Origin of the sequence: Streptomyces sp. NBC_00989 (assembly GCF_045162655.1) — a bacterium.
GTDB lineage: Bacteria > Actinomycetota > Actinomycetes > Streptomycetales > Streptomycetaceae > Streptomyces.
Genome location: NZ_CP108728.1, coordinates 5089145 through 5110610, shown reverse-complemented (window position 1 = coordinate 5110610; position 21466 = coordinate 5089145). Strand labels below are relative to the sequence as shown.

23 protein-coding genes are annotated in these 21466 nt (G+C 69.0%); 16 read left to right on the top strand and 7 right to left on the bottom strand.

Translation table 11 applies throughout. The annotated features are described in order from the left end of the window. The first annotated feature begins 100 nt into the window (after positions 1 to 100). The 5 genes from OG714_RS22325 to OG714_RS22305 are packed head-to-tail and all read left to right on the top strand — an operon-like array spanning position 101 to position 3247. The gene (locus OG714_RS22325; protein WP_406123444.1) at positions 101 to 607 is read left to right on the top strand and encodes an SAV_915 family protein; all 507 of its coding nucleotides are present in this window, start codon (positions 101 to 103) and stop codon (positions 605 to 607) included. Then, entirely contained in the window at positions 607 to 903 is a 297-nt protein-coding gene (locus OG714_RS22320) for a DUF6317 family protein (RefSeq protein ID WP_406123443.1), read from the top strand. Before OG714_RS22325 ends, OG714_RS22320 begins: the two co-directional genes overlap by 1 nt. 7 nt (positions 904 to 910) lie before the next feature. Continuing rightward, positions 911 to 2206, top strand: a complete 1296-nt coding sequence (locus OG714_RS22315) for a WXG100 family type VII secretion target (RefSeq protein ID WP_406123441.1) — start codon at positions 911 to 913, stop codon at positions 2204 to 2206. Then, a complete protein-coding gene (locus tag OG714_RS22310) occupies positions 2184 to 2720 on the top strand; it encodes a hypothetical protein (RefSeq protein ID WP_406123440.1) in 537 nt (178 codons plus the stop codon). The genes OG714_RS22315 and OG714_RS22310 overlap by 23 nt, the downstream gene beginning before the upstream one ends. Then, complete coding sequence (locus OG714_RS22305; RefSeq protein ID WP_406123438.1) at positions 2717 to 3247, top strand: hypothetical protein; 531 nt, start codon at positions 2717 to 2719, stop codon at positions 3245 to 3247. Before OG714_RS22310 ends, OG714_RS22305 begins: the two co-directional genes overlap by 4 nt. On the opposite strand, the gene OG714_RS22300 is transcribed toward OG714_RS22305, so the two are convergent. Further along, entirely contained in the window at positions 3209 to 3889 is a 681-nt protein-coding gene (locus OG714_RS22300; RefSeq protein ID WP_406123436.1) for a class I SAM-dependent methyltransferase, read from the bottom strand. The two genes, OG714_RS22305 and OG714_RS22300, sit on opposite strands and share 39 nt — an antisense overlap. A 623-nt stretch (positions 3890 to 4512) precedes the next feature. Beyond that, entirely contained in the window at positions 4513 to 4716 is a 204-nt protein-coding gene (locus OG714_RS22295; protein WP_003998944.1) for a cold-shock protein, read from the bottom strand. 286 nt (positions 4717 to 5002) lie between these two features. Between OG714_RS22295 and OG714_RS22290 the strand changes: the two genes are divergently transcribed. The 5 genes from OG714_RS22290 (at position 5003) to OG714_RS22270 (ending at position 9917) form a co-directional block, all read left to right on the top strand. Beyond that, positions 5003 to 5851: a menaquinone biosynthetic enzyme MqnA/MqnD family protein gene (locus OG714_RS22290; RefSeq protein WP_406123435.1), complete on the top strand. Its 849-nt coding sequence runs from the start codon at positions 5003 to 5005 to the stop codon at positions 5849 to 5851. Between the two features lie 65 nt (positions 5852 to 5916). Then, positions 5917 to 7587, top strand: a complete 1671-nt coding sequence (locus OG714_RS22285; RefSeq protein ID WP_406123434.1) for a serine/threonine-protein kinase — start codon at positions 5917 to 5919, stop codon at positions 7585 to 7587. A 14-nt stretch (positions 7588 to 7601) separates the two neighbouring features. After that, positions 7602 to 8207, top strand: a complete 606-nt coding sequence (locus tag OG714_RS22280) for a hypothetical protein (protein WP_406123432.1) — start codon at positions 7602 to 7604, stop codon at positions 8205 to 8207. An 89-nt stretch (positions 8208 to 8296) separates the two neighbouring features. Next, positions 8297 to 9496, top strand: a complete 1200-nt coding sequence (gene mqnC, locus OG714_RS22275) for a cyclic dehypoxanthinyl futalosine synthase (RefSeq protein WP_366098698.1) — start codon at positions 8297 to 8299, stop codon at positions 9494 to 9496. A gap of 7 nt (positions 9497 to 9503) precedes the next feature. Beyond that, complete coding sequence (locus OG714_RS22270) at positions 9504 to 9917, top strand: imidazolonepropionase-like domain-containing protein (protein WP_406123430.1); 414 nt, start codon at positions 9504 to 9506, stop codon at positions 9915 to 9917. A gap of 95 nt (positions 9918 to 10012) precedes the next feature. Here the strand turns inward: OG714_RS22270 and OG714_RS22265 are convergent, their stop codons facing one another. Then, complete coding sequence (locus OG714_RS22265; RefSeq protein ID WP_406123428.1) at positions 10013 to 11059, bottom strand: chitinase; 1047 nt, start codon at positions 11057 to 11059, stop codon at positions 10013 to 10015. Positions 11060 to 11461: 402 nt separating this feature from the next. On the opposite strand from OG714_RS22265, the gene OG714_RS22260 reads away from it, so the two are divergent. The 4 genes from OG714_RS22260 (at position 11462) to OG714_RS22245 (ending at position 16377) form a co-directional block, all read left to right on the top strand. Next, positions 11462 to 11770 carry a hypothetical protein gene (locus OG714_RS22260; RefSeq protein WP_406123426.1) on the top strand — a complete coding sequence of 103 codons (309 nt, stop codon included), beginning with the start codon at positions 11462 to 11464 and terminating at the stop codon, positions 11768 to 11770. Between the two features lie 19 nt (positions 11771 to 11789). Then, on the top strand, positions 11790 to 14225 hold the full coding sequence (locus OG714_RS22255; RefSeq protein WP_406123424.1) for a bifunctional polysaccharide deacetylase/glycosyltransferase family 2 protein: 2436 nt from the start codon (positions 11790 to 11792) through the stop codon (positions 14223 to 14225). Next, positions 14225 to 15604: an acyltransferase family protein gene (locus OG714_RS22250; RefSeq protein ID WP_406123423.1), complete on the top strand. Its 1380-nt coding sequence runs from the start codon at positions 14225 to 14227 to the stop codon at positions 15602 to 15604. Before OG714_RS22255 ends, OG714_RS22250 begins: the two co-directional genes overlap by 1 nt. A 62-nt stretch (positions 15605 to 15666) precedes the next feature. Next, complete coding sequence (locus OG714_RS22245) at positions 15667 to 16377, top strand: demethylmenaquinone methyltransferase (RefSeq protein WP_406123421.1); 711 nt, start codon at positions 15667 to 15669, stop codon at positions 16375 to 16377. A 7-nt stretch (positions 16378 to 16384) separates the two neighbouring features. Here OG714_RS22245 and OG714_RS22240 read toward each other — a convergent pair whose 3' ends face one another. After that, positions 16385 to 16699 carry a PASTA domain-containing protein gene (locus OG714_RS22240; protein WP_406123420.1) on the bottom strand — a complete coding sequence of 105 codons (315 nt, stop codon included), beginning with the start codon at positions 16697 to 16699 and terminating at the stop codon, positions 16385 to 16387. Between the two features lie 120 nt (positions 16700 to 16819). Next, complete coding sequence (locus OG714_RS22235; protein WP_406123418.1) at positions 16820 to 17326, bottom strand: GNAT family N-acetyltransferase; 507 nt, start codon at positions 17324 to 17326, stop codon at positions 16820 to 16822. A 97-nt stretch (positions 17327 to 17423) separates the two neighbouring features. On the opposite strand from OG714_RS22235, the gene OG714_RS22230 reads away from it, so the two are divergent. After that, the gene (locus OG714_RS22230; RefSeq protein WP_406123416.1) at positions 17424 to 18707 is read left to right on the top strand and encodes a geranylgeranyl reductase family protein; all 1284 of its coding nucleotides are present in this window, start codon (positions 17424 to 17426) and stop codon (positions 18705 to 18707) included. A gap of 24 nt (positions 18708 to 18731) precedes the next feature. On the opposite strand, the gene def is transcribed toward OG714_RS22230, so the two are convergent. Then, entirely contained in the window at positions 18732 to 19358 is a 627-nt protein-coding gene (gene def, locus OG714_RS22225) for a peptide deformylase (protein WP_406123415.1), read from the bottom strand. A 185-nt stretch (positions 19359 to 19543) separates the two neighbouring features. Then, positions 19544 to 20353, bottom strand: coding sequence for a C40 family peptidase (locus OG714_RS22220; protein ID WP_406123413.1), 810 nt, complete (start codon positions 20351 to 20353; stop codon positions 19544 to 19546). Positions 20354 to 21097: 744 nt separating this feature from the next. Here OG714_RS22220 and OG714_RS22215 point away from each other — a divergent pair. Beyond that, entirely contained in the window at positions 21098 to 21457 is a 360-nt protein-coding gene (locus OG714_RS22215; protein ID WP_007383963.1) for an NADH-quinone oxidoreductase subunit A, read from the top strand. The last annotated feature ends 9 nt before the right edge of the window (positions 21458 to 21466 follow it).

Genomic DNA, 21466 nt, shown 5'->3' with positions numbered 1-21466 from the left:
CGGGACATAGCCGGATTTGGGCGCTCGTGACGTGGCTACTGTGAGGACGCGCAAACGTCCACAGTGACCACGACTGACTCACGGGGAAGAGGAGCCGGCGGTGGGGGAGCCGAACCGTTCACGCCTTCTTGACTACACACAGGGGCCCGCGGCGGGGCCACCGGGGGTGCCGGAACCGCGGCGCTCCAGGCTGCTCGACCTGGTGGAGGCGGAGGCGGAGGCGTCGGTCCGGCCGTCGGCGGCCGGTCGCCCCGGGCCCAAGCCGGGTGTGCCGCCGTACGAGACGCCGGTGTTCGTGCCCGCGCATCCTCGGTACGTCGACACGACGTACGACGACGGCCGTCCGGTCCGCGTGCCGTTCATCGCGTACGAACTCTTCGCGCACCCCACCGACGTGACCGGGACCGTGGCCTTCGCCTTCACGACCCTGGAGAGGCTGGTCACCGCGCTCGGTGAGGCCCAGCCGTGGGTCGCCACCTCCCTCGGGCCGCTGGCCGAAGGGGTCGGCGAGCAGGGAGTCACCGTGCTGCTCGACCCGCGGGTGGCTCCCGGACCACCGAACTGGCAGTTGGCCGATCTGGCCGCCTACGCGCGGGAGGTGCGCTGATGTCGGCCGACTTCAAAGCGGTCATGAGTGACCTGACCTCGATGGCCACGACGTTCCACGACCAGGCCACGGACTACCGGAAGCTGCACGACCAGGTGGCCCCGCCCGTGGTGAGCGGTGGGGACTCCGCCCTCGACCACGCCATCAAGGAGGTCGCCGATCTCATCGTCGCCCTCCACATCGGCTTCGCCGACCGGCTGGACGACCGGGGCGACAAGGTCGCGTACGCCCGCGACTCCTTCCACCGGCACGACATCGACGTCCACGGCGTGTTCGAAGACCTGATGGCGGGATGAGGGACCGATGACCGACAGCTGGGTGGGCGGCGACATCGGCGGGCTCCGCACGATGGCCATGACGTACAAGAACGCCAAGGACAAGCTCGACGACGTCATCAGTCCTCTCACGCGTGCCGTGGACGCCCTGGTCGACGACGCGGGCTGGAAGGGCGAGTCGGCGGAGTCCTTCCGGGCCACGTACACCGAGGACGCCGTGACCGCCGGTGCCTTCGCGGCCCTCGTCCACGAGGCGGGCGACATCCTGGACACCCTCGCCGACGCGCTCTCCACGTGTGAGACGGCCCTGCAGAACGCCGAGCACGTGGCGGCGAAGAAGGGCGTCGCGATGGCGGACAAGGGTGTCCCGCTGCCGACGGTCACCTCGACTCCGCCCAGTGCGGACGAGCAGAAGACGCTCTCCGCGATGGGCGAGTACGACACCGTGCGCAAGGAAGTCCTGCACACGGCGCAGAAGGCGCGGCTGGCGGCGGCGGACCAGTTGCAGGCGCTGTACGCGGAGGTGACCGGCAAGGCGGAGGTGACCGCCGGCGACAAGATCACCGTCGTCGACTATCTGCGCGGTCTGTACGCCTTCGACGCCGAGGACGCACGGGTCGACGGTGCCAAGGCGCGCACGAAGATCGACGACGCCAAGTCCGAGGCGCAGGCGGCCAAGAAGGAACTCCGCTCCGAACGCAAGGCGTTCCAGAAGGCCGGCCGCTCGCTCCCCAAGGACCTTCCCGCCAAGGGCGCCTACGCCGACGCCGTCGCCAGGGTCCAGTCGCTGGAAGAGGACATGGCCCGCGCCGACTACGGCAGCACCAAGTTGCCCTACGACCGTGCCCTGAACGTCAAACTGGCCGACGCCGCGGACGCGTTGCGCGCGGGCGAAAGCCTGGACAAGCTGCCGGACTTCCTCAAGGAGGTCCCCGTCCTGGACGTCGCCGCGGCCGGCGCCTGTGGGTTGCTGGAGGCTTCCGAGGACCATGACAAGGGGTGGTCCTGGCAGCATTCGGTGGCGGTGGACGGGGGTGCGAACGTGGCCGGGCTGGTCGCCGGTACGGCCATCACGGCGGGCCTGGTGGCCGCAGCGCCCATCGAAGCGCCCGCGATCGTCGTGGCCGGAGTGGGCGGTGCGATCGTCGTCGGGGCGACCGGGGTCATCGACCACGCGTTCCACGAGCACTGGAGCGAGGACATCCACGACCACGGCGTGGTCGGCGGAGTGCTGCACGGCACGGGCCATGTCATGACGGAGACCGGGCATGACTTCGTACGACTGAAGGATGACGTCTGGCATGGCATCAAAAGCATCTTCTAAGACCCTTGGGGCTGGCACCCCGGCCCGGATTCCCGCCCTGCCCGGGCTGGGCACCACCTGGTACGAGCGCGGCACACGCTACTGGCTGCGCCGGGCTTCCGGAGCCCTCCTCTGGTTCGTCGTGATGGCCTTCTTCTGCTACATCGCGCTCGTCCTCTACGGGAGTTTTCGCACGAGCCTGCCGTCGACCGTGCGCACGGTGTGGGATTGGGCGCAGGCGGTCCTGTCCTTCGTGGCCTTTGCCTGGGGGTGGCGGGTGCAGCGGCGGGACCTTCACAAGAAGCTGCTGGACCCGCCAACGCCCGGCCAGGCCCGCCAGGCCAAGCGGGACGAGACCCGGCGCTCCACCGGACTGGCCGTCGCGGGCCGGGCCCTCTGGCTGGTCGCGGCACCGGTCGCCCCGGCCCTCGTGGCGGGCTGCGTCGGCTGGGTGATCGCCGCGTTCGCGGTCCGCGAATACCCCAGCGAAGTGGGCGCCCGCCGCTGGCTGCAGGAGCATCCGTCCGGAACATGATCCGCTCCGACATCCCGAAACTGCCCGGGCTCGGCAGGACCTGGTACAAGCGCGGCGCGCTCTACTGGCTGCGGCGCTCTTCCGGTGCACTGCTCTGGCTCGTGCTGATGGCCATGATGTGCGGCGTCGTCGTCGAGTCCTACCAGTCGTTCCGCGTCCACCTGCCCGCGGTCCTGCGCCCGGTGTGGGACTGGACGCAGGTGGCCGCAGCGTGCGGATTTGCGGTCTGGGGCTGGGTGCAACAGCGCCGGGCCATCCGCAAGAAGCTGCTGAACCCGCCCACCCCAGCCCAAGCCTGGACAAACAAGCGCTACGACACCCGGCGCGGCCAGAACCTGGGCCGCGCCGCCCTCATCCCCGCGCTGCTCGTGATCCCCGTCGTGCCGGCGCTCTTCGCGTGGAGCGTCGGCACGCTGGCGGCCGCCTTCACTGTTCGCGAATACCCCAGCGAGGTCGGCGCCCGCCGATTCCTGGAAGCCTCAGCCGAGCTACACCGGCTTCCGGGCGACAAGAAACGCCTGCGCTGACGACTCCCCGAGTCCCTCCTCCGCTTCCCGCACGGTCCGTGCCCGCAGCGTGAACCCCGCCGCCTCCAGCAGCTCGGCCACCAGCTCCGGTCGCCGCCGTTCGAAGTCCAGGCGAACGGGGTGACCGAAGGGCTGGTCGAGGGTGAGGGGCTGGTCGCCAGCCTGGAAGGCGAGCAGCAGATACCCGCCCGGTGCGAGGATCCGGTGGAACTCCGCGAAGACGAACGGGAGTTGGTCCACAGGCGTGTGGATGGACGAGTACCAGGAGACGGCCCCCGCGAGCGTGCCGGCCGGGATGTCCAGGTCCAGCATCGAGCCCTGCCGGAAGCGCAGCCCCGGGTTCTCGCGGCGCGCGATCGCGAGCATCGACTCGGACAGGTCGAGGCCGAAGACGTCCAGGCCCTGCGAGGCGAGGAACGCGGTGGACCGCCCCGGCCCACACCCGAGGTCGGCCACCTGCCCGCTCCCGCCCTCACCCCTGCTCACCAACTCGGCGAAGCCCGCCATCACCGTCCAGTCCCGAGGCTTGGCGCTGCGCTCCCCGGCGAAGTGGTCGGCGTAGTCCTCGGCGATGGCGTCGTAGAAGATCCGGGTACTGGTCACGAAGTCGGCCTCGGCGGAGGTGAACGGCGTCGATGTCATGGCCGGAAACCCTAACGACCCCCACTGACAACCGACCGCCCTTTCCGCCACCCCCGGCGACAACCGTCTGGGCTTCCGCCGCCCGCCGGACGGCACCCCGCCGGGATCTCCGCACCCTCCCGGCGGCAAGTGGCCAGGCTTTCCACCACCCACCACCCACCACCCACCACCCACCACCCGCCACCGGCGATCGGCCGACCAACGAGCCCCGCCCAGCGACAACCAGCTGGCCCAACCCCACCTACCCGGCGACGGCAAGCCCGCCCACCCACCAGCGGAGACCGGCCAGCCAACGATCTCCGCCCAGTCAGCGCCACCCACCCAGCGACAACGAACCTCGCCCGGCCGACGCCACCCGCCCAGCGGCAACGAGCCCACCCAGCCAACGCCACCCACCCAGCGACAACCAGCCGGCCCAACCTCACCCACCCGGCGACAACCCCACCCGCCCAACCTCACCCACCCAGCGAAAACCCCACCCACCCGGCGACAACAACCCCGCCCAACCGCCGGAGGCAAAGGCAGGAGCCCCGGCACCTTGCGGTGCGGGGCTCCTTGGGCATTGCTATCTGTTCCGGATCAAAGCACCAGGCTCCGAGACCGAAGGACTGCGATCAGGTGACTCAGACGGGGGTGACGTTCTCCGCCTGCGGGCCCTTCGGGCCCTGGGTCACGTCGAAGGAGACCGCTTGGTTCTCCTCCAGCGAGCGGAAGCCGCTCGCGTTGATCGCGGAGTAGTGAACGAAGACGTCGGGGCCTCCGCCTTCTTGGGCGATGAAGCCAAAGCCCTTTTCGGCGTTGAACCACTTCACGGTTCCGGTAGCCATAAGCCCTCCTTGGGCCCAAAGGGTTGCCCTGCTCCAGAACCCTGCAAGTGTGAAAACAAGTCCCGCACTACTGCATACGTCTGAAAACGACAAGAGCCTGCGGTTACATGCTCCGCAGGCTCTGTACTGCAAGGGAAACCAAACTGCAACTTGCGGCGAGCCTAGCACTCGGGCAGCCGAAAGCAATAGAGGCCAAGATCACATCACCCGGACGTTTGAAGATCGCCGCAGGCTTGACTGTGGGGCCGAAGTATGGAGCGTACCGCATGAGGTCTAGCCTCACGTTGTGGACAATTCTCGCACCCGGCCGCGCGTCGGCCACATCCAGTTCCTGAACTGCCTGCCCCTGTACTGGGGGCTCGCGAGAACAGGCACGCTTCTCGACTTCGAGCTCACCAAGGACACCCCGGAGAAGCTCAGCGAGCAGCTGGTGCAAGGGGACCTCGACATCGGGCCCATCACGCTCGTCGAGTTCCTCCGCAACGCGGACGACCTGGTCGCCTTCCCCGACATCGCCGTCGGCTGCGACGGCCCGGTGATGTCCTGCGTGATCGTCTCGCAGGTCCCGCTGGACCAGCTGGACGGCCGCCGGGTCGCCCTCGGCTCGACCTCGCGGACCTCCGTACGCCTCGCACAGCTGCTGCTCGCCGAGCGCTACGGCGTCCAGCCCGACTACTACACCTGCCCGCCCGACCTGAGCCTGATGATGCAGGAGGCCGACGCCGCCGTACTCATCGGTGACGCCGCACTGCGCGCCAACCTGCTCGACGGGCCCCGCTTCGGCCTTGAGGTGCACGACCTCGGCGCGCTCTGGAAGGAGTGGACCGGGCTGCCGTTCGTCTTCGCCGTGTGGGCCGCCCGCCGCGACTACCTGGAGCGCGAACCGGTCATCACCCGCAAGGTCCACGAGGCCTTTCTCGACTCCCGCAACCTCTCTCTCGAAGAGGTCGGCAAGGTCGCCGAACAGGCCGCCCGCTGGGAGGACTTCGACGAGACCGTCCTGGAGCGGTACTTCACGACGCTGGACTTCCGTTTTGGTGCGCCCCAGTTGGCCGCGGTCGCCGAGTTCGCCCGCCGGGTCGGCCCGACCACCGGGTTCCCGGCCGACGTGAACGTGGAACTGCTCCAGCCGTAATAGCCGTATAGACAGAAGGTGGCGCACTACCCTGCTGGAAGTCGTACGGGGGAGGGGTGGACGGCATGCAGCCGCTCGGAGACGACGAACCCACGGTCGTGGGACCCTACCGGCTGCTCGGCCGGCTCGGTTCCGGCGGGATGGGCCGGGTCTATCTCGGGCGCAGCGCGGGCGGTCGTACGGTCGCGGTCAAGATCGTGCATCCGCACTTCGCGCTCGACGAGGAGTTCCGCGCCCGCTTCCGCCGCGAGGTCGACGCCGCGCGGCGGGTGGGCGGCGCCTGGACGGCCCCTGTGCTGGATGCGGATCCCGAGGCTTCCGTGCCGTGGGTCGCCACCGCCTACGCGGCCGGGCCCTCCCTCTCCGCCGCCGTCGCGGACCGCGGGCCGCTGCCCACGGCCACCGTACGGGCGCTCGGCGCGGGGCTGGCCGAAGCGCTCACGGCGGTGCATGAGCTGGGACTCGTGCACCGGGACGTGAAGCCGTCCAACGTGCTTCTCACCCTCGACGGGCCGCTGCTGATCGACTTCGGGATCGCCCGCGCGACGGACGGCACCGCCTCCCTCACCTCCACCGGTGTCTCCGTCGGTTCGCCCGGTTACATGGCCCCCGAGCAGATCCTCGGCAAGGGGGCGACGGGGGCGTCCGACGTCTTCTCGTTGGGGGCCGTGCTGGCGTACGCGGCCACGGGTGAGTCCCCCTTCCCCGGTGACTCCTCTGCCGCGCTCCTCTACAAGGTCGTCCACGAAGAGCCCCAACTCGGCGAGATGGACGAGGACTTGCGGGAGCTGGCGCGTTCCTGTCTCACGAAGGACCCCGCCGCGCGGCCGACACCGGCCGAGGTGGGGCGGTGGCTCGCTCCGGACGGGGCGGCTCGGCTGGTGGCCGGAGGATGGCTGCCGGGGGCGCTGGTGGAGCAGGTCAGCCGAAGTGCCGTACAGCTGCTGAATCTTGAGGCCGCGGGGGTCGCCGAGGGTGTGCCGTCGGGGCCGGTGGGGTTCAGCAGTCCGTCGGTGGGGGCGGGGGCCGGGGCGTTCGGACCGGCGCCGGTGATGCCCAAGTCACCCGCGGGGCCACCCGGGTTCGTGCCCGAACCCCGTGACGCGCCTCCGTACGACACCGTCCCCCCGGCCTCCGACCGGCACCCCGGGAAGCTCTCCGTCTCCGTCGCGGCCACGGCCGCTCCCGGCCCCAACGGGCGTGGCCGCAGGGTGGGTTGCGCGGTGGCGCTCTCCGTCGCCGGGGCGCTGGCGGTGGTGACCCTGGTGCCGGTGTGGCTGTACTGGATGCAGCCGGGTGACAAGGGCGACGACTCCTCCGCGGGCGCCGCGACCAAACCGACGTCGAGCAGTACGCCGAGCGCGACCGCGGGCACCTCGCTCCAGTCCGTCCCCGACGCCTACCTCGGCCACTGGCAGGGCGAGGGCACCGCGCTGGGCGGCACGCTCCCCGACGGGACCTTCCGGATCACGATCGCCAAGGTGGGCGTGGGGCAGCGGCTGGGCATCCTCCGCCAGACCGACCAGCTCGGCGGCGTCTGCGACGACGTACTGACCCTGAAGCAGGTGACGAAGACCCGGCTCGTCGCCTCGGCCGCGGGCGCGACGTCGAACCGCGACGTCTGCAACCAGGCCGCCCACACGGTCACCCTCACCCCCGTCGGCGACGACCTCAAGTACGCGTCGGACAGTGCCGCCGAGGGCTCCCCGACCGCACGGCTGTCCAAGGTCAAGTAGCCGGCGGACCTCCAGTGGACTACGACCATCTGCTGATCGCCCTCGCGGGGATGTGGGGCGCCGGTGCGGGGGCGGTGGTCGCGCGGGTCGGCCGGCGCGGTGCCGGAACCGCTCTCCTCGTCGTGCTGGTGTGCGTCGCCCTCGCCGTCGCCACCGGGACCAGGCCCGAACTCGCGGTGTGGCTGCTGCTCGCGCCGGTCGCGGTGGCGGCGCCCCGGGCCGGGCTTCCCCTCGCGGGGGCCGCCCTCGTCCTCCTCGGTGCCGTCGCCTTCGTGCCCGAGCACGCCGGCGACTGGACGACCGCGCTGCGCGGCGGCCTCGCGCTCGGAGCCGGGTACTTCGCGCTGAGCCGTATCGATTCCGGCGGCGGTGGCGGCCGTGGCGGTGGTGGTCTGGGCCTCGGTGAGGTGAAGCTCGCGGTCGGGGCGGGGGTCGTGCTCGGCTGGTACGGGTGGCCGACGGTGATGGTGGGCGCCTTCGCGGGGTTCCTGATCAGGGCGGTCTACGGGGTATTCGCGGCCTGGAGACGGCGGGACGGCCGGGGGACCGTCGTCCCCTTTGGCCCGTTTCTGCTCGCCGGTGCCCTCCTCGGGCTGCTGGTCGGCGCGTACACGGCCTGAGGTCGGGGCGCGAAATCCGCTGGCGTAGGCTGACAAGGTCCGTCAGCACCAGCTGCCCGTCCGCGACCCTTGACGAAAGGGACCTCCCGGTGACCGAGAAGGCCGAGCTCCAGTCCGTCCTCGACCGTGCTGCCGAGGGCGGGCGCATCACTCCCGAAGAGGCGCTCGACCTCTACCGCGACGCCCCGCTGCACGCGCTCGGCGCCGCCGCCGACGCCGTACGCAAGCGCCGGTACGCGGGTACGGAGCACATCGCGACGTACATCATCGAGCGGAACATCAACTACACGAACGTGTGCGTCACGGCGTGCAAGTTCTGCGCGTTCTACGCCGCGCCCAAGGACACCGCGAAGGGCTGGACGCGGGACCTCGACGACATCCTGCGCCGGTGCGCGGAGACCGTCGAACTCGGCGGTACGCAGATCATGTTCCAGGGCGGACACCACCCGGACTTCGGCGTCGAGTACTACGAGAAGCACTTCGCCGCGATCAAGGGCGCGTACCCCCAGCTGGTCATCCACTCCCTCGGCGCGTCCGAGGTCGAGCACATGGCCCGCATCTCGAAGGTCTCCGTCGAAGAGGCCATCACCCGGATCCACGCGGCCGGCCTCGACTCCTTCGCGGGCGCCGGTGCCGAGCTGCTCCCCGCCCGCCCGCGCAAGGCGATCGCCCCGCTCAAGGAGTCCGGCGAGCGCTGGCTGGAGATCATGGAGGCGGCGCACAACCTGGGCGTCGAGTCCACGTCGACCATGCTCATGGGCACCGGCGAGACCAACGCCGAGCGCATCGAGCACCTGCGGATGATCCGTGACGTACAGGACCGGACGGGCGGCTTCCGCGCCTTCATCCCGTACACCTACCAGCCCGAGAACAACCACCTGAAGGGCCGCACGCAGGCCACGCTCTTCGAGTACCTGCGCATGATCGCCATCGCGCGCCTCTTCATGGACAACGTCGCCCACATCCAGGGCAGTTGGCTCACCACCGGCAAGGAGGTCGGCCAACTCTCCCTGCACTACGGCGCGGACGACCTCGGCTCGATCATGCTGGAGGAGAACGTCGTCTCCTCGGCCGGCGCCAAGCACCGCTCCAACCGCATGGAGATCATCGACCTGATCCGCAAGGCGGGCCGCGTCCCGGCCCAGCGGGCCACGACGTACGAGCACATCGTCGTCCACGACGACCCGGCGAACGACCCGGTCGACGAGCGCGTGATGTCCCACATCTCTTCCACGGCGATCGAAGGCGGCACGGCTCACCCGGAGTTGAAGCTCCTGTCGGCCAACTGACCTGCCTGTGCTGACGATTCACACGGCGGACGAGGGCGGGGCCGTCGCCGTCGAGGGCGCCCGGGTCGCGGGCGTCGGGACCCTCGCGGAGATCCAGGCCCGCTTTCCCGGTGCCCGGGTGCGGAGTTGGCCAGGCGTCCTGGGTCCGGCCCGCATCCACGAGGGCCCCCTCCCGGACGCCCCGAGCCCACGGGAGCGGATCCACGCCGTACTGAAGACGGGCGCGACCGCGGTCCTGGCGGAACACGTCGACTCACCCGAACTCCGGGCGGCGGCGCAGCGGAACGGGGTCGTGATCCTGGCCGCCCCACGCCCTACGGTTCTTGCAGACCTCGGCCGTGCCGACCTGGCCGTATTCGACGAGGCCGGCACATGCATCGCGACGGTGTGTGCAGGGCGGCTAGTCCACAGACGCCGCTAAGGGCAGTTTCCCTGGGGGCGCGGGGCTGTGACACTGTGCGGCTCCGCCGCGCGGGCGCGACCAGCCCACGACGGCCGTCAGTCGGCGAACTACCGTCACCCGGCAAACGCTTCCCCGAACGCCCCGGCCGACTGAGTCACCCCACTGCAATCAGTCGCCGCATCATCGTCGGACGACCCGCTCTCACACTGCTGATCCCGGAACGTCGACCACATCGACACCCACGCGACCTTCTTCGACTCGGCGAACGTCCGCACCTGCGCCGCGTCCGAGAGGGAGAACGTCTCGCCGGAGACATCGTTCACCCCGACCATCGACGTGAGCGCCATTCCCTGCCAGGCCCCCGCGTCCGACAACCCGAACACCTTCTTCAACTGCGTGTGCGTGGCCGTGGCGGACGTGATCGCGTAGTCGCCCATGTCGCCGGTGTACGACTCGCCGTAGTTCATCGTCATGATGTTGACCGTGGAGACCTCGACCGCGTTGTCGTTGGCGGACTCCAGCAGCGCCAGGCTGTCGGAGTCGAGGCCGGACGGCATCACGGGCAGGGTGAAGGAGACCTTGAGGTCGGTGCGCTCCTGCTGGAGCAGGGCTATCGCCTTGGAGCGCAGGGCGACCGACGTGGAGTCGGTCAGCGTGTCGCCCTCGATGTCGAAGTCGGCCTGGGTGGAGCCGGCCGCGTCCAGCGCCTCGCCGTACGCCTTCGCCAGCGCCGTCGCGCTGGTGCAGGTCTCCGCCAGCTCCTTGCCGGACGCCCCGCCGAAGGAGACCCGGACCGTGGCCCCGGAGGTCTTCAGCGCCGAAATCCGGGATTTCACGGCCGAGTTGCCGATCGCGGTCGTACCGTTCCACTCCGGCGTGCAGGTGCTCCCCTTGGCGATGGCGAAGGAGAGGTTGTACGTCGACGGGGACCCCGCGCTGTCCATGTCGGCGGCGGTCGTGACGCTGACGTACGGCGCGAAGGACGTGGACGACGACGAGGCCGACGGCGTCGAAGAGGCGCTTTCGGAGGGTGTCGTAGTCGCCTTCTGTGTTGCTGGTGGGGCCGAGTCCGACGAGTCGTCGGAGCTCGAGGAGCATCCGGTGACAGCGAGGGCAAACAAGCAGGTGAGCCCGGCCGCCGGTTTCAGGAAACTCCTCATATGAGCATGCACCCTTTCCTTCTCGGGACGGTGATTTCTGTCTCAGGATGGAAACAGAGTCGGTTTCTGAAGGCTAAATGAAGCACATGGGGCTGTGTCCCACGAAGACAGAAAAAACATAGGAAACCCGCGGGTATCGATGCGCGAAACGGTCAAGCCGGGCGGCGAAGCGGAAAATAGGGGACACTACTGACACCGGCCGCTCATAAGGCTTTTCCTGGTTTCTCTAAGGGAAGGCACAGGTTGCGGCGATTCTCTGGGCGGGCTCACAAGAGAATCAGAGTTTTGGTCACATAAAGGCGGCCTAATGTCTGGGGAATGCAATCCGAGTCCGCCATCGATAACCGCGCCTCTTCGCGGGGTCGCCGCCGCAAAGCCGGCAACGGGTCCGCTGAAGGTCCCGTGTTCGTTGACAACTCCGGCCGCCGGTCAAAGGTGCTGCGCCGGATCGGCCTCCTCATGGGCACCGTCTGCCTGGGGTACGCGTTCGTACTCGGCATGGCGTTCATGGGCTGGGGCATCTCCGCCAACCCCTCCTCGCTGCTGCCCTTCGGCGGCGGTCAGGCCGGTTCGGCTCCCGGCGGTGGCAACGCCCCCGGCGGTGGCAGAGGCGGCGTAGCGCCCTCCGGTGTTCCGACCGGCGCTCCGACCGGCATCCCCTCCGGCGCCCCCACGGGTGCGGCGCCGTCCGCCTCCGCCACCGCGAACTGACGGGAGTGCACGCGCAGCCATGACTACGACGACTCCCTCGCGCGGGCGCCGACGCGCCCCCACCCGGATGGCGCGGGCGCGCGGCAAGGCTTCCGCGCTCCAGCGGCCCCGAGTGATTCTCGCCCTGCTGCTTCTGCTCGGCCTCACCTGCGTGATGCTGCTCGACGGCTACCTGCGCGCGGAAGTCGGCGGCGACGAACGCGTCCGGGACGGCGCGAGCGCCGGCAAGGTCCCCGACAAGGTCCTCAACGGCGGCCCGATCCTGACCTTCCGCGACGGCAAGCCGGTCACCCAGACCATTCCGAAGAAGACCATCGTCCTCACCTTCGACGACGGTCCGAACCCCACCTACACGCCCACGGTCCTGAAGATCCTCAAGAAGTACGACGTGCCGGCCACGTTCTTCCTGGTGGGCTCGATGGTCTCGCGCTACCCGGACATCGTGAAGCAGATGGTCGAGCAGGGCGAAGAGGTGGGCATCCACACCTTCACCCACGTCGACCTCTCCTACCAGAGCGACGCCCGAATCAAGCGCGAGATGCAGCAGACGCAGCTCGCGCTGGCGGGCGCGGCCGGCATCACCACCACGCTGTTCCGCGCGCCGTACTCCTCGGAGACGGACGCCATCGACAACTACAGCTACCCCGTCTACAAGAAGCTCGGCGCCGACGGCTACACCAGTGTCTTCGTCGACACCGACAGCGACGACTGGAAGCAGCCCGGTGTCGCGAAGATCATCAAGTGGGCTACGCCGTCCGGGACTTCGGGTTCCTCGGTGCTCTTCCACGACGCCGGTGGTGTGCGCTCGCAGACCATGAAGGCGCTGCCCACGTACATCGAGAAGATGAAGGCGAAGGGCTACACGTTCACCACCGTGAGCGGCGCCATCGCCAAGAACACCGCCGCCGAGCGGGCGAGCGGGACCGGCGCGGGTGCCGGCACGGGCGCGGCCGCCGGGACGAGCACCGGCAACGTCGAGGCCGGCGCCCAGCCCTCCGCGGCACCTTCCGCCGCGCCGTCCGGCGCACCCGGTGGCACCGGCGCGGGCAACGGCCAGACCCCGGTCGACTCGGCCGTCGGCGGCGCGGGCACGGCCGGCGGCACCGGGAACGGCTCCAACCGCAACGGCAACCGGCAGACCTCGGTCCTCCAGGGCGCCCACCGCGAGGCCACCGGCATGACCCTTTACGAGGGCAAGGCGCTCATCTACGCCGTCTCCGTCGCGGAGTGGGTGGTGCCGGGACTCGCGGCGGGCCTCACCGTCGTCGGCGTCGCGGTCATGAGCCGCTTCGGGATGATGCTGATCCTCGCCCGGCGGCACTACAGACAGCGCAATAAACGCAGGTTCAGCTGGGGGCCGACCGTCACCCGCCCGGTGACGGTGATCGTCCCGGCGTACAACGAGAAGGAGTGCATCGCCAACACCCTCGAGTCGCTGGCGAAGAGCACCCACCCGATCGAGGTCATCGTCGTCGACGACGGCTCCTCGGACGGCACCTCCGAGATCGCCCGCGAGGCGGCCCGTTCCTTCGGCATGACGAACGTCCGGGTCATCCGCCAGGAGAACGCGGGCAAGCCGGCCGCCCTCAACAACGGTGTGCGCAGCGCGAGTTACGACATCGTCGTGATGATGGACGGCGACACCGTCTTCGAACCCGACACCGTACGACACCTCGTGCAGCCCTTCGCCGACCCCGAGGTCGGCGCGGTCGCGGGGAACGCCAAGGTCGGCAACCGCAACACGATCATCGGCGCCTGGCAGCACATCGAGTACGTGATGGGCTTCAACCTCGACCGCCGCATGTACGACCTGCTGCGCTGCATGCCCACCATCCCGGGCGCGATCGGCGCGTTCCGCCGCGAGGCGGTCCTCCAGGTCGGCGGTATGAGCGAGGACACGCTCGCCGAGGACACGGACATCACCATCGCCATGCACCGCGAGGGCTGGCGGGTCGTCTACCAGGAGCACGCCAAGGCCTGGACCGAGGCCCCGGCCTCCCTCAAGCAGCTCTGGTCGCAGCGCTACCGCTGGTCCTACGGCACCATGCAGGCGCTGTGGAAGCACCGCAAGTCCCTTACGGACAAGGGTCCTTCGGGCCGCTTCGGCCGGGTCGGCATGCCGCTGGTGGTCATCTTCCAGATCATCACGCCGGTCTTCGCCCCGCTGATCGACGTCTTCACCGTCTACTCGATGATCTTCGTGGACTTCTGGGCGTCCCTCGCGATGTGGTTCGCGGTGCTCGGCATCCAACTCCTGTGCGCGGCCTACGCGTTCAGGCTGGACCGGGAGAAGTACCGCTACCTGCTGATGATGCCGCTCCAGCAGCTCGCCTACCGCCAGATGATGTACCTCGTCCTCATCCACTCCAGCATCACCGCCCTGACCGGCGGCCGGCTGCGCTGGCAGAAACTCAAGCGCACCGGCGAGGTCGGCACACCGGCGGGGGCGAGCTGATGACCTGGGAACAGCAGCAGGGATACGGGGGTGGCTACGGCCAACCGCAACAGCCTCAGCAGCCGTACGGCTACGACGGGTACGGGCAGCCTCAGCCGTACGGCCAGCCCCAGCCGCCGTACCCGTATCAGCAGCAGGCGTACCCCCAACAACAGCAGCCGTATCCCCAACAGCAGTCGTATCCGCAGCAGTACGCGGGGACGGACTACGGGCAGGGCGCGGGGGCGGCCGTCGTAGGAGAGACGGCGACGCTGCCCACGGTGGAACCGGAGACGGTGGCCGAGCCGGAGCCGGTGGCGGCTGAGGTCGTCGAGGAGCCTGTCGAGAAGCCCGCGTCCAAACCGGCGGGCCGGGACCGGTACTTCGACACGCTGCGGGCCGTCGCGCTGGTCCGGGTCGTGACCTACCACACCTTCGGGTGGGCCTGGTGCGGGATGGTGTTCCCCTCGATGGGGATCATGTTCGGGCTGGCCGGGACGCTGATGGCGAAGTCCCTGGAGCGGCCGGCGTTCAAGGTGGTCAAGAGCCGGATGCGGAGGCTGCTGCCGCCGTTCTGGTTCTGGGGCTTCTTCGTGCTCGTCGCGATGATGATCCACGACTGGATGCCCGGGTGGCAGATCGTCTTCTGGATCGTGCCCGTCGGTGATCCGCCGGGCAACGCCTGGGGCATGCAGGCCTGGGAGATCCTCTGGTACCTGCGGACGTATCTGTGGTTCGTGATGCTCTCGCCGGCCCTGCTGTGGATCTTCCGCAAGGCGCCGATCCCGGTGCTGCTGCTGACCCTGGTGCCGATCGTCGTCCTGAAGTACGTGTGGGCGGGGCCGGACAACCGCTTCGGCAACGCGCTCTGGGACCTGTCGACGTACCTCTTCTGCTGGATCCTCGGCTTCGCGCACCGCGACGGCGTGCTCCAGAAGCTGAAGCCCTTCCTGGTGGTGACGCTCTCGGTCGCCGCGATCGTCTTCGGCGGCTGGTACGCCTTCACGCACCAGGCCGAGGCCGGGACGTACGACCTGGACGAGAACCCGCTCGCCCAGACGTACTGGTCGGCCGGCTACGTCATGCTGCTGATGTGGGCCAAGGCCTACTTCAACATCGACTTCGCCTGGCTGACCAGGTTCAAGAAGCTCGACCGGATCGTCACGATCTTCAACTCGCGGGCCGTGACCATCTATCTCTGGCACGAGATCGCGCTGGTGCTCGCGGTGCCGCTCACCGACCAGTTCTGGAAGGTGCCCGCCTTCGAGAAGTGGCTGCCGCTGGGCAGCCAGTGGTTCATGTTCGGCATCGGCTGGATCCTCATCGCCGTCTTCATCGTGCTCTGCGGCTGGGTGGAGGACGTGGCGGCGAAGAAGAAACCCAGACTCCTGCCGTCGTGAAGTCGGTGCGCTACGGGCCGGGCGCCTTCGGTGTGCCCGGCCCGTACTGCCACAATGGGCCCGTGACCCGCGCATCCCTGGACAAGCAGCCGCACGAAGTCGCCTCGATGTTCGACGACGTGGCGGAACGGTACGACCTGACCAACGACGTGCTGTCGCTCGGCCAGGACCGCCGATGGCGCAAGGAGGTCACGAAGGCGGTCGACGCCCGCCCCGCGCAGAAGATCCTGGACCTCGCCGCCGGTACGGCGACCTCGTCCCTCCCCTTCGCCCGCAGCGGCGCCTACGTCGTGCCCTGCGACTTCTCCCTCGGCATGCTCCAGGTCGGCAAGAAGCGCCACCCCTGGCTGCCGCTCACGGCCGGCGACGCGACGAAGCTGCCGTTCAAGGACGACACGTTCGACGCCGTGACCATCTCCTTCGGGCTGCGCAACGTGCAGGACACGGACACCGCGCTGCGCGAGCTGTACCGGGTGACCAAGCCCGGCGGCCGGGTGGTGATCTGCGAGTTCTCGCACCCGACCTGGGCGCCCTTCCGCACGGTCTACACCGAGTACCTGATGCGCGCGCTGCCGCCGGTCGCCCGTACCGTCTCCTCGAACCCGGACGCGTACGTCTATCTCGCCGAGTCCATCCGCGCCTGGCCCGACCAGTCCGCACTGGCCGAGCGACTGCGCAAGGCCGGCTGGTCGAAGGTCGCCCATCGCAACCTGAGCGGCGGGATCGTGGCCCTGCACCGCGGTTTCAAGGGCGGCGTGGGCTCCGCCGGTTGATCACCGTCTAGCTGATCACCGTCGCGAAGAACGCGTCGCCCGGCGGCTCGTTCAGCTCGCGCTGCATCCCGCCGCTCGGCGGCCGGGGTGTGCGCGGCTCACGCATACCGCCCCCGCCGTCGCCCGGGCCGAAGTCGAACCACACGTAGACCATGGAGTCCCGCGGCACCTCGGCATCGGGCTGCGGATACTGCCGTACGACGTAGTCGACGACGGCGAGATGGAAGTCGGGCCGGTCCGGCGAGTTGATGAACAGCCCGCGCGACTGGGCCGTCTCGCGCGCGTCCACGGCCATCAGGCCGACGAGCCGTGGCACGCGCACTTCGGGTGGTTTGGGTGTTATGCGCACAGATGTCACCCCCAGCGGTACCGGAAGGGTAACCCCGGTCCGGCACCGATTGGAAGCGTCAAGTGTCGTTCTGTAGCGGATAGTTACTCTGAGTTACAGTTCGAGTCGGTAGCAGTGGCCCTCCTCCTCGCGGGAGGGCGTGGTGAAGACCTCGGCGAGGTGCATGCCCAGCCGCCGGGTCACCGCGATCGACCGGGTGTTGCGGGCCAGGACCATCGCCACCACGCTCGGCACCCCGGCCGCCCGCACCCGCTCCAGGGTCGTCTCCGCTGCCGCCGTGGCGTATCCCTGGCCCCAGAACTCCCGTCCCAGCCGCCAGCCGATCTCGATCTCGCCCTTCGGTCCCCAGTCCTGCGGCCACGGCTGGGCGCCGGTGAAGCCGATGACCCGGTCCGCGTCGTCGAGCATGGTCCACAGGCAGAAACCGCGCTCCGCGTCGTGCCGGCGCTGGCGGGCGGTGAGTTCCTCGTAGACGGACAGCTCGGCGGCTTTCCCACCGTGGAACTCCATGACGTCGGGGTGGGCGAAGGCCCGGTGCCAGGCCACGGCGTCCTCGTCGGTCGGGACACGCAGCCGTACTGCGGGGAGAGCTCGGTTCACGGGGCAGCCCTTCAGCCTGGTGATCAGTGGCGCTGAATAGACTGCCCATGTCCAGTGCCGGTCGGCACGCAGATTTCGAACTTGGGGAGATCCCGCCGTGACCGAGCCCCTCTCCGAAAACACCGCCGATGTGATCGTCGTCGGCGCGGGGCCAGCCGGCTCCGCCACCGCTTACCACCTCGCCAAGTCCGGACTCGACGTACTCCTGCTGGAGAAGACCGAGTTCCCGCGCGAGAAGGTGTGCGGCGACGGACTCACCCCGCGCGCCACCAAACAGCTCGTGGCCATGGGCATCGACATCTCCGAGGAGGCCGGCTGGCTGCGCAACAAGGGCCTGCGCATCATCGGCGGCGGGGTCCGCCTCCAGCTGGACTGGCCGGAACTCGCCTCCTTCCCGGACTACGGCCTCGTCCGCAAGCGCGACGACTTCGACGAACAGCTCGCCCGCAACGCCCAGAAGGCCGGCGCCCGCCTCTACGAGCGCTGCAACGTCGGCGCCCCGATCGTCGACGAACGCACCGGCCACATCACCGGCGTCAACGCCAAGCTCGGCGACGAGAAACGTGAAGTCACCTTCCACGCGCCCCTGGTGGTCGCCGCCGACGGCAACTCCACCCGCCTCTCCCTCGCGATGGGCCTGCACCGCCGCGAGGACCGCCCTATGGGCGTGGCCGTCCGGACCTACTTCACCTCGCCCCGACACGAGGACGACTACCTCGAATCCTGGCTGGAACTGTGGGACCGCCGCGGCGCCGAGGACCGACTGCTGCCCGGCTACGGCTGGATCTTCGGCATGGGCGACGGCACCTCGAACGTCGGCCTCGGTGTCCTCAACACCTCCGACTCCTTCAAGGAGTTGGACTGGCGCGAGGTGCTGAAGGCCTGGTGCGCGTCCATGCCCGAGGACTGGGGGTACACCCCCGAAAACATGACCGGCCCGATCCGCGGCGCCGCCCTCCCGATGGCCTTCAACCGCCAACCCCACTACACGAAGGGGTTGTTGTTGGTCGGCGACGCCGGCGGCCTGGTGAACCCCTTCAACGGCGAGGGCATCGCCTACGCCATGGAGTCCGGCCAGATCGCCGCCGACGTCATCGTCCAGGCCCACGCCCGCCCGACCCCCGCGAGCCGTGAACTGGCCCTGCGGCGCTACCCGCAGGTCCTCAAGGACACCTACGGCGGCTACTACACGCTGGGCCGCGCCTTCGTGAAGCTCATCGGCAACCCGAAGGTCATGAAGATCGCGGCCCAGCGCGGCCTGACGCACCCCCTGCTGATGAAGTTCACCCTGAAGATGCTGGCCAACCTCACCGACCCCACGGGCGGCGACGCGATGGACCGCATCATCAACGGGCTGAGCAAGGTGGCGCCGAAGGCGTAGCGGGGGTTCCGGGCCTGGTGGTGATCAGGCGGTCAGGGCCTTCGTCTTGGCGGCCCGGCGGGCGAACACCTCGTCACGCCGGTCCGCCACCTGCCGCAGCGCCTCCTTGCGGTCCCGCTTGGAGAGCCGGTCCAGGTACACCTGGCCGTTGACGTGGTCGGTCTCGTGGGCGAGGCAGCGCGCGAAGTACCCCGTGCCCTCGATCACAAGCGCCTTGCCGTCCTTGTCGAGCCCGCGCACCACGGCCCGGTCCGGACGCGGTACGTCCATCATGGCACCCGGCACCGACAGGCAGCCCTCGCCCTCGTCGAGCAGCCGGCGCCCGGCCGGGTCGAGCGGGTCCAGGACCGGGTTGACGATGTGTCCGACATGTCGGACACCGTCGTCGTCGAGGCAGTCGTACACGAACAGGCGCAGATCCACGCCCACTTGGTTGGCCGCGAGGCCGGCTCCGTCGGCGACGTACATGGTGAGGAACATGTCGTCGATGAGCGCGGCGAGGTCGGGCCCGAACTCGGTCACGTCCCGGCTCGGGCGGTGCAGGACCTCTTCACCGACCTCGGTGACGCGTCGGACGGAACCGCGTCCGGCCTCAGGCGCGGGCCGGGGATAGGAGTCGACGGGGCGGCCCTGGACGAAGACACGTGGCATGAGTTGCTCTCCTCGGGTTTGGCGTCCGGCCGTCTGGTTAGCCGAACTTGAGAACCTTGAGACGAGAGCCTTTCAGGAGAGCCGCGAACTCCGGTAGAGGGAAGGCCGGGAGCACCCTCGGGGTACGCCGAGGGGACCGCTGCCCCCGAGGCAGCGGCCCCATGCTCACGGCGTCGTGCGCGGGTTCAGAGCACCCGCACCGCGCCGGTCGGCATGTCGTACGACAGCGGCCGCTCCACGATGCCGGTGGAGGGGTTCTGCGCGCCGACGAACATGCCGTCGCCCACGTACACCGCCACGTGGTAGGCGCTGCCCGCGCTGCCCCAGTACAGGATGTCGCCGGCCTGCAGGTTGCTCAGGGACACCTGAGTACCGGCGGTCGACTGGTCCTGGGAGACACGCGGCAGGCTGATGCCGACCTGCTTGAAGGCGGCTCCGACGAGTCCGGAGCAGTCGTAGGCACTGGGGCCGGTGGCGCCCAGGACATAGGACTTGCCGATCTGGGCCTTCACGAAGGACACGACGGCCGCGGCCGAACCGGTCGCCGTCGACGAGCTGGTGCTCGTGGAGGCGCTCGTGGTCGCCGTAGAGGCCAGGGTGGTCCTCTCCGAGCTGCGCGACGCGGCGCGCGCCGCAGCGTCCTTACGAGCGGCTTCCTGGGCCTTCTTCTTTGCCTCCGCCTTCTTCTTGGCGTCCGCGAGGTCCGCCTTCGCCTGCTTCGCGGCGTTTGCGGCGGCCGTGTCACGCTCGGCCTGCAGCTGGTAGTTCGCTGCGGCCTGCTGCGTGGCCTCGGCGGACTGCGCGACCTGGGTGGCCAGATCGGCCGTCAGGGTGGGCAGTTGCATGGTCTGTGTCGTCTCGGCGGCGTTGGCCGTGGCTGCACCCGCCGCCGCCATGCTGAGAACGCCACCGGCAACTCCGGCCCGCACGGCGATGTTCGTCGTCGCGCTGCGGCGGGGTTTCCGATGGCTGCGTATGTGAGCGGTGTGGGACATGAGACCAACCGGTATCAGGGGCTCCTCCATACCTTCAAGAAACGTGTGCTGCGCCACAATTGTTCAATGCGTCCCATCAACCCCGGGTGTGTCGTTCCTTATTGACGCCGTAACGGACATTGCGGACCTGCCCGATCAGGCCCGTGATCACGGTCTTTCGTCGGTACGCCCGAATTGCCCGCCACCTACCACCTGTTGGGACAGGTGGCCAAGCCCCGTTCTCATGCGCCTCTCATGAGTGTGGCGGAGGTCACGGAACGGTTACCGGAATGCGTGCGTCCTGCGTGGGTACCGCGAGCGGGTGACTTCGTGAACGTGTGCACGCGTCCACACCGTGCCGCGCGCCTCCCTCTGATGTGTGAACGGGCTTCCATTATCAAGGCGTCGCGTCCAACTCCAATTTGCATGCAAGGGAAGCCTCTTGATACTGAGACGACACCCTCGGCCTGCGATGACGAGCGGAAATGTCACCTCTGGTGATCGGCTGGACGCTTCACGTGCGAAGATCGCCGCTCGTCCGGCTTGATGATCCACCGTCAGGTGGTGGAGATCACAAAGCTTGTGTAATACCCCGTGTCGCAGATCACAGAGCGCCGGGCATAAGATGCGAGGCAGTTGGGCTTGTGACCTGCTTCACATGTTCGCGATCTTCGTTGGGACGAACGGGGTTTGAGCGGCGCGTGAGGCGGAAGCGACCCGATGCCATCGCCAGCAGTCAGTGCCGACTGAGAGGAGCGAGGAGCGGTGAACGCGTATGCGCCCATCCTCGTACTGGGAGCCCTCGGGGCAGGCTTTGCGATCTTCTCCGTGGTCATGGCCACGCTGATCGGTCCGAAGCGGTACAACCGGGCCAAGCTCGAAGCGTACGAGTGCGGCATCGAGCCGACCCCCACGCCGGCCGGCGGCGGGCGCTTCCCCATCAAGTACTACCTGACGGCGATGCTCTTCATCGTCTTCGACATCGAGATCGTCTTCCTCTACCCCTGGGCCGTCACCTTCGACGCCCTGGGTGTTTTCGGGCTCGTGGAGATGCTGCTCTTCGTGCTCACCGTCTTCGTCGCGTACGCGTACGTATGGCGGCGCGGCGGCCTGGAATGGGACTGAGGGGCCTTT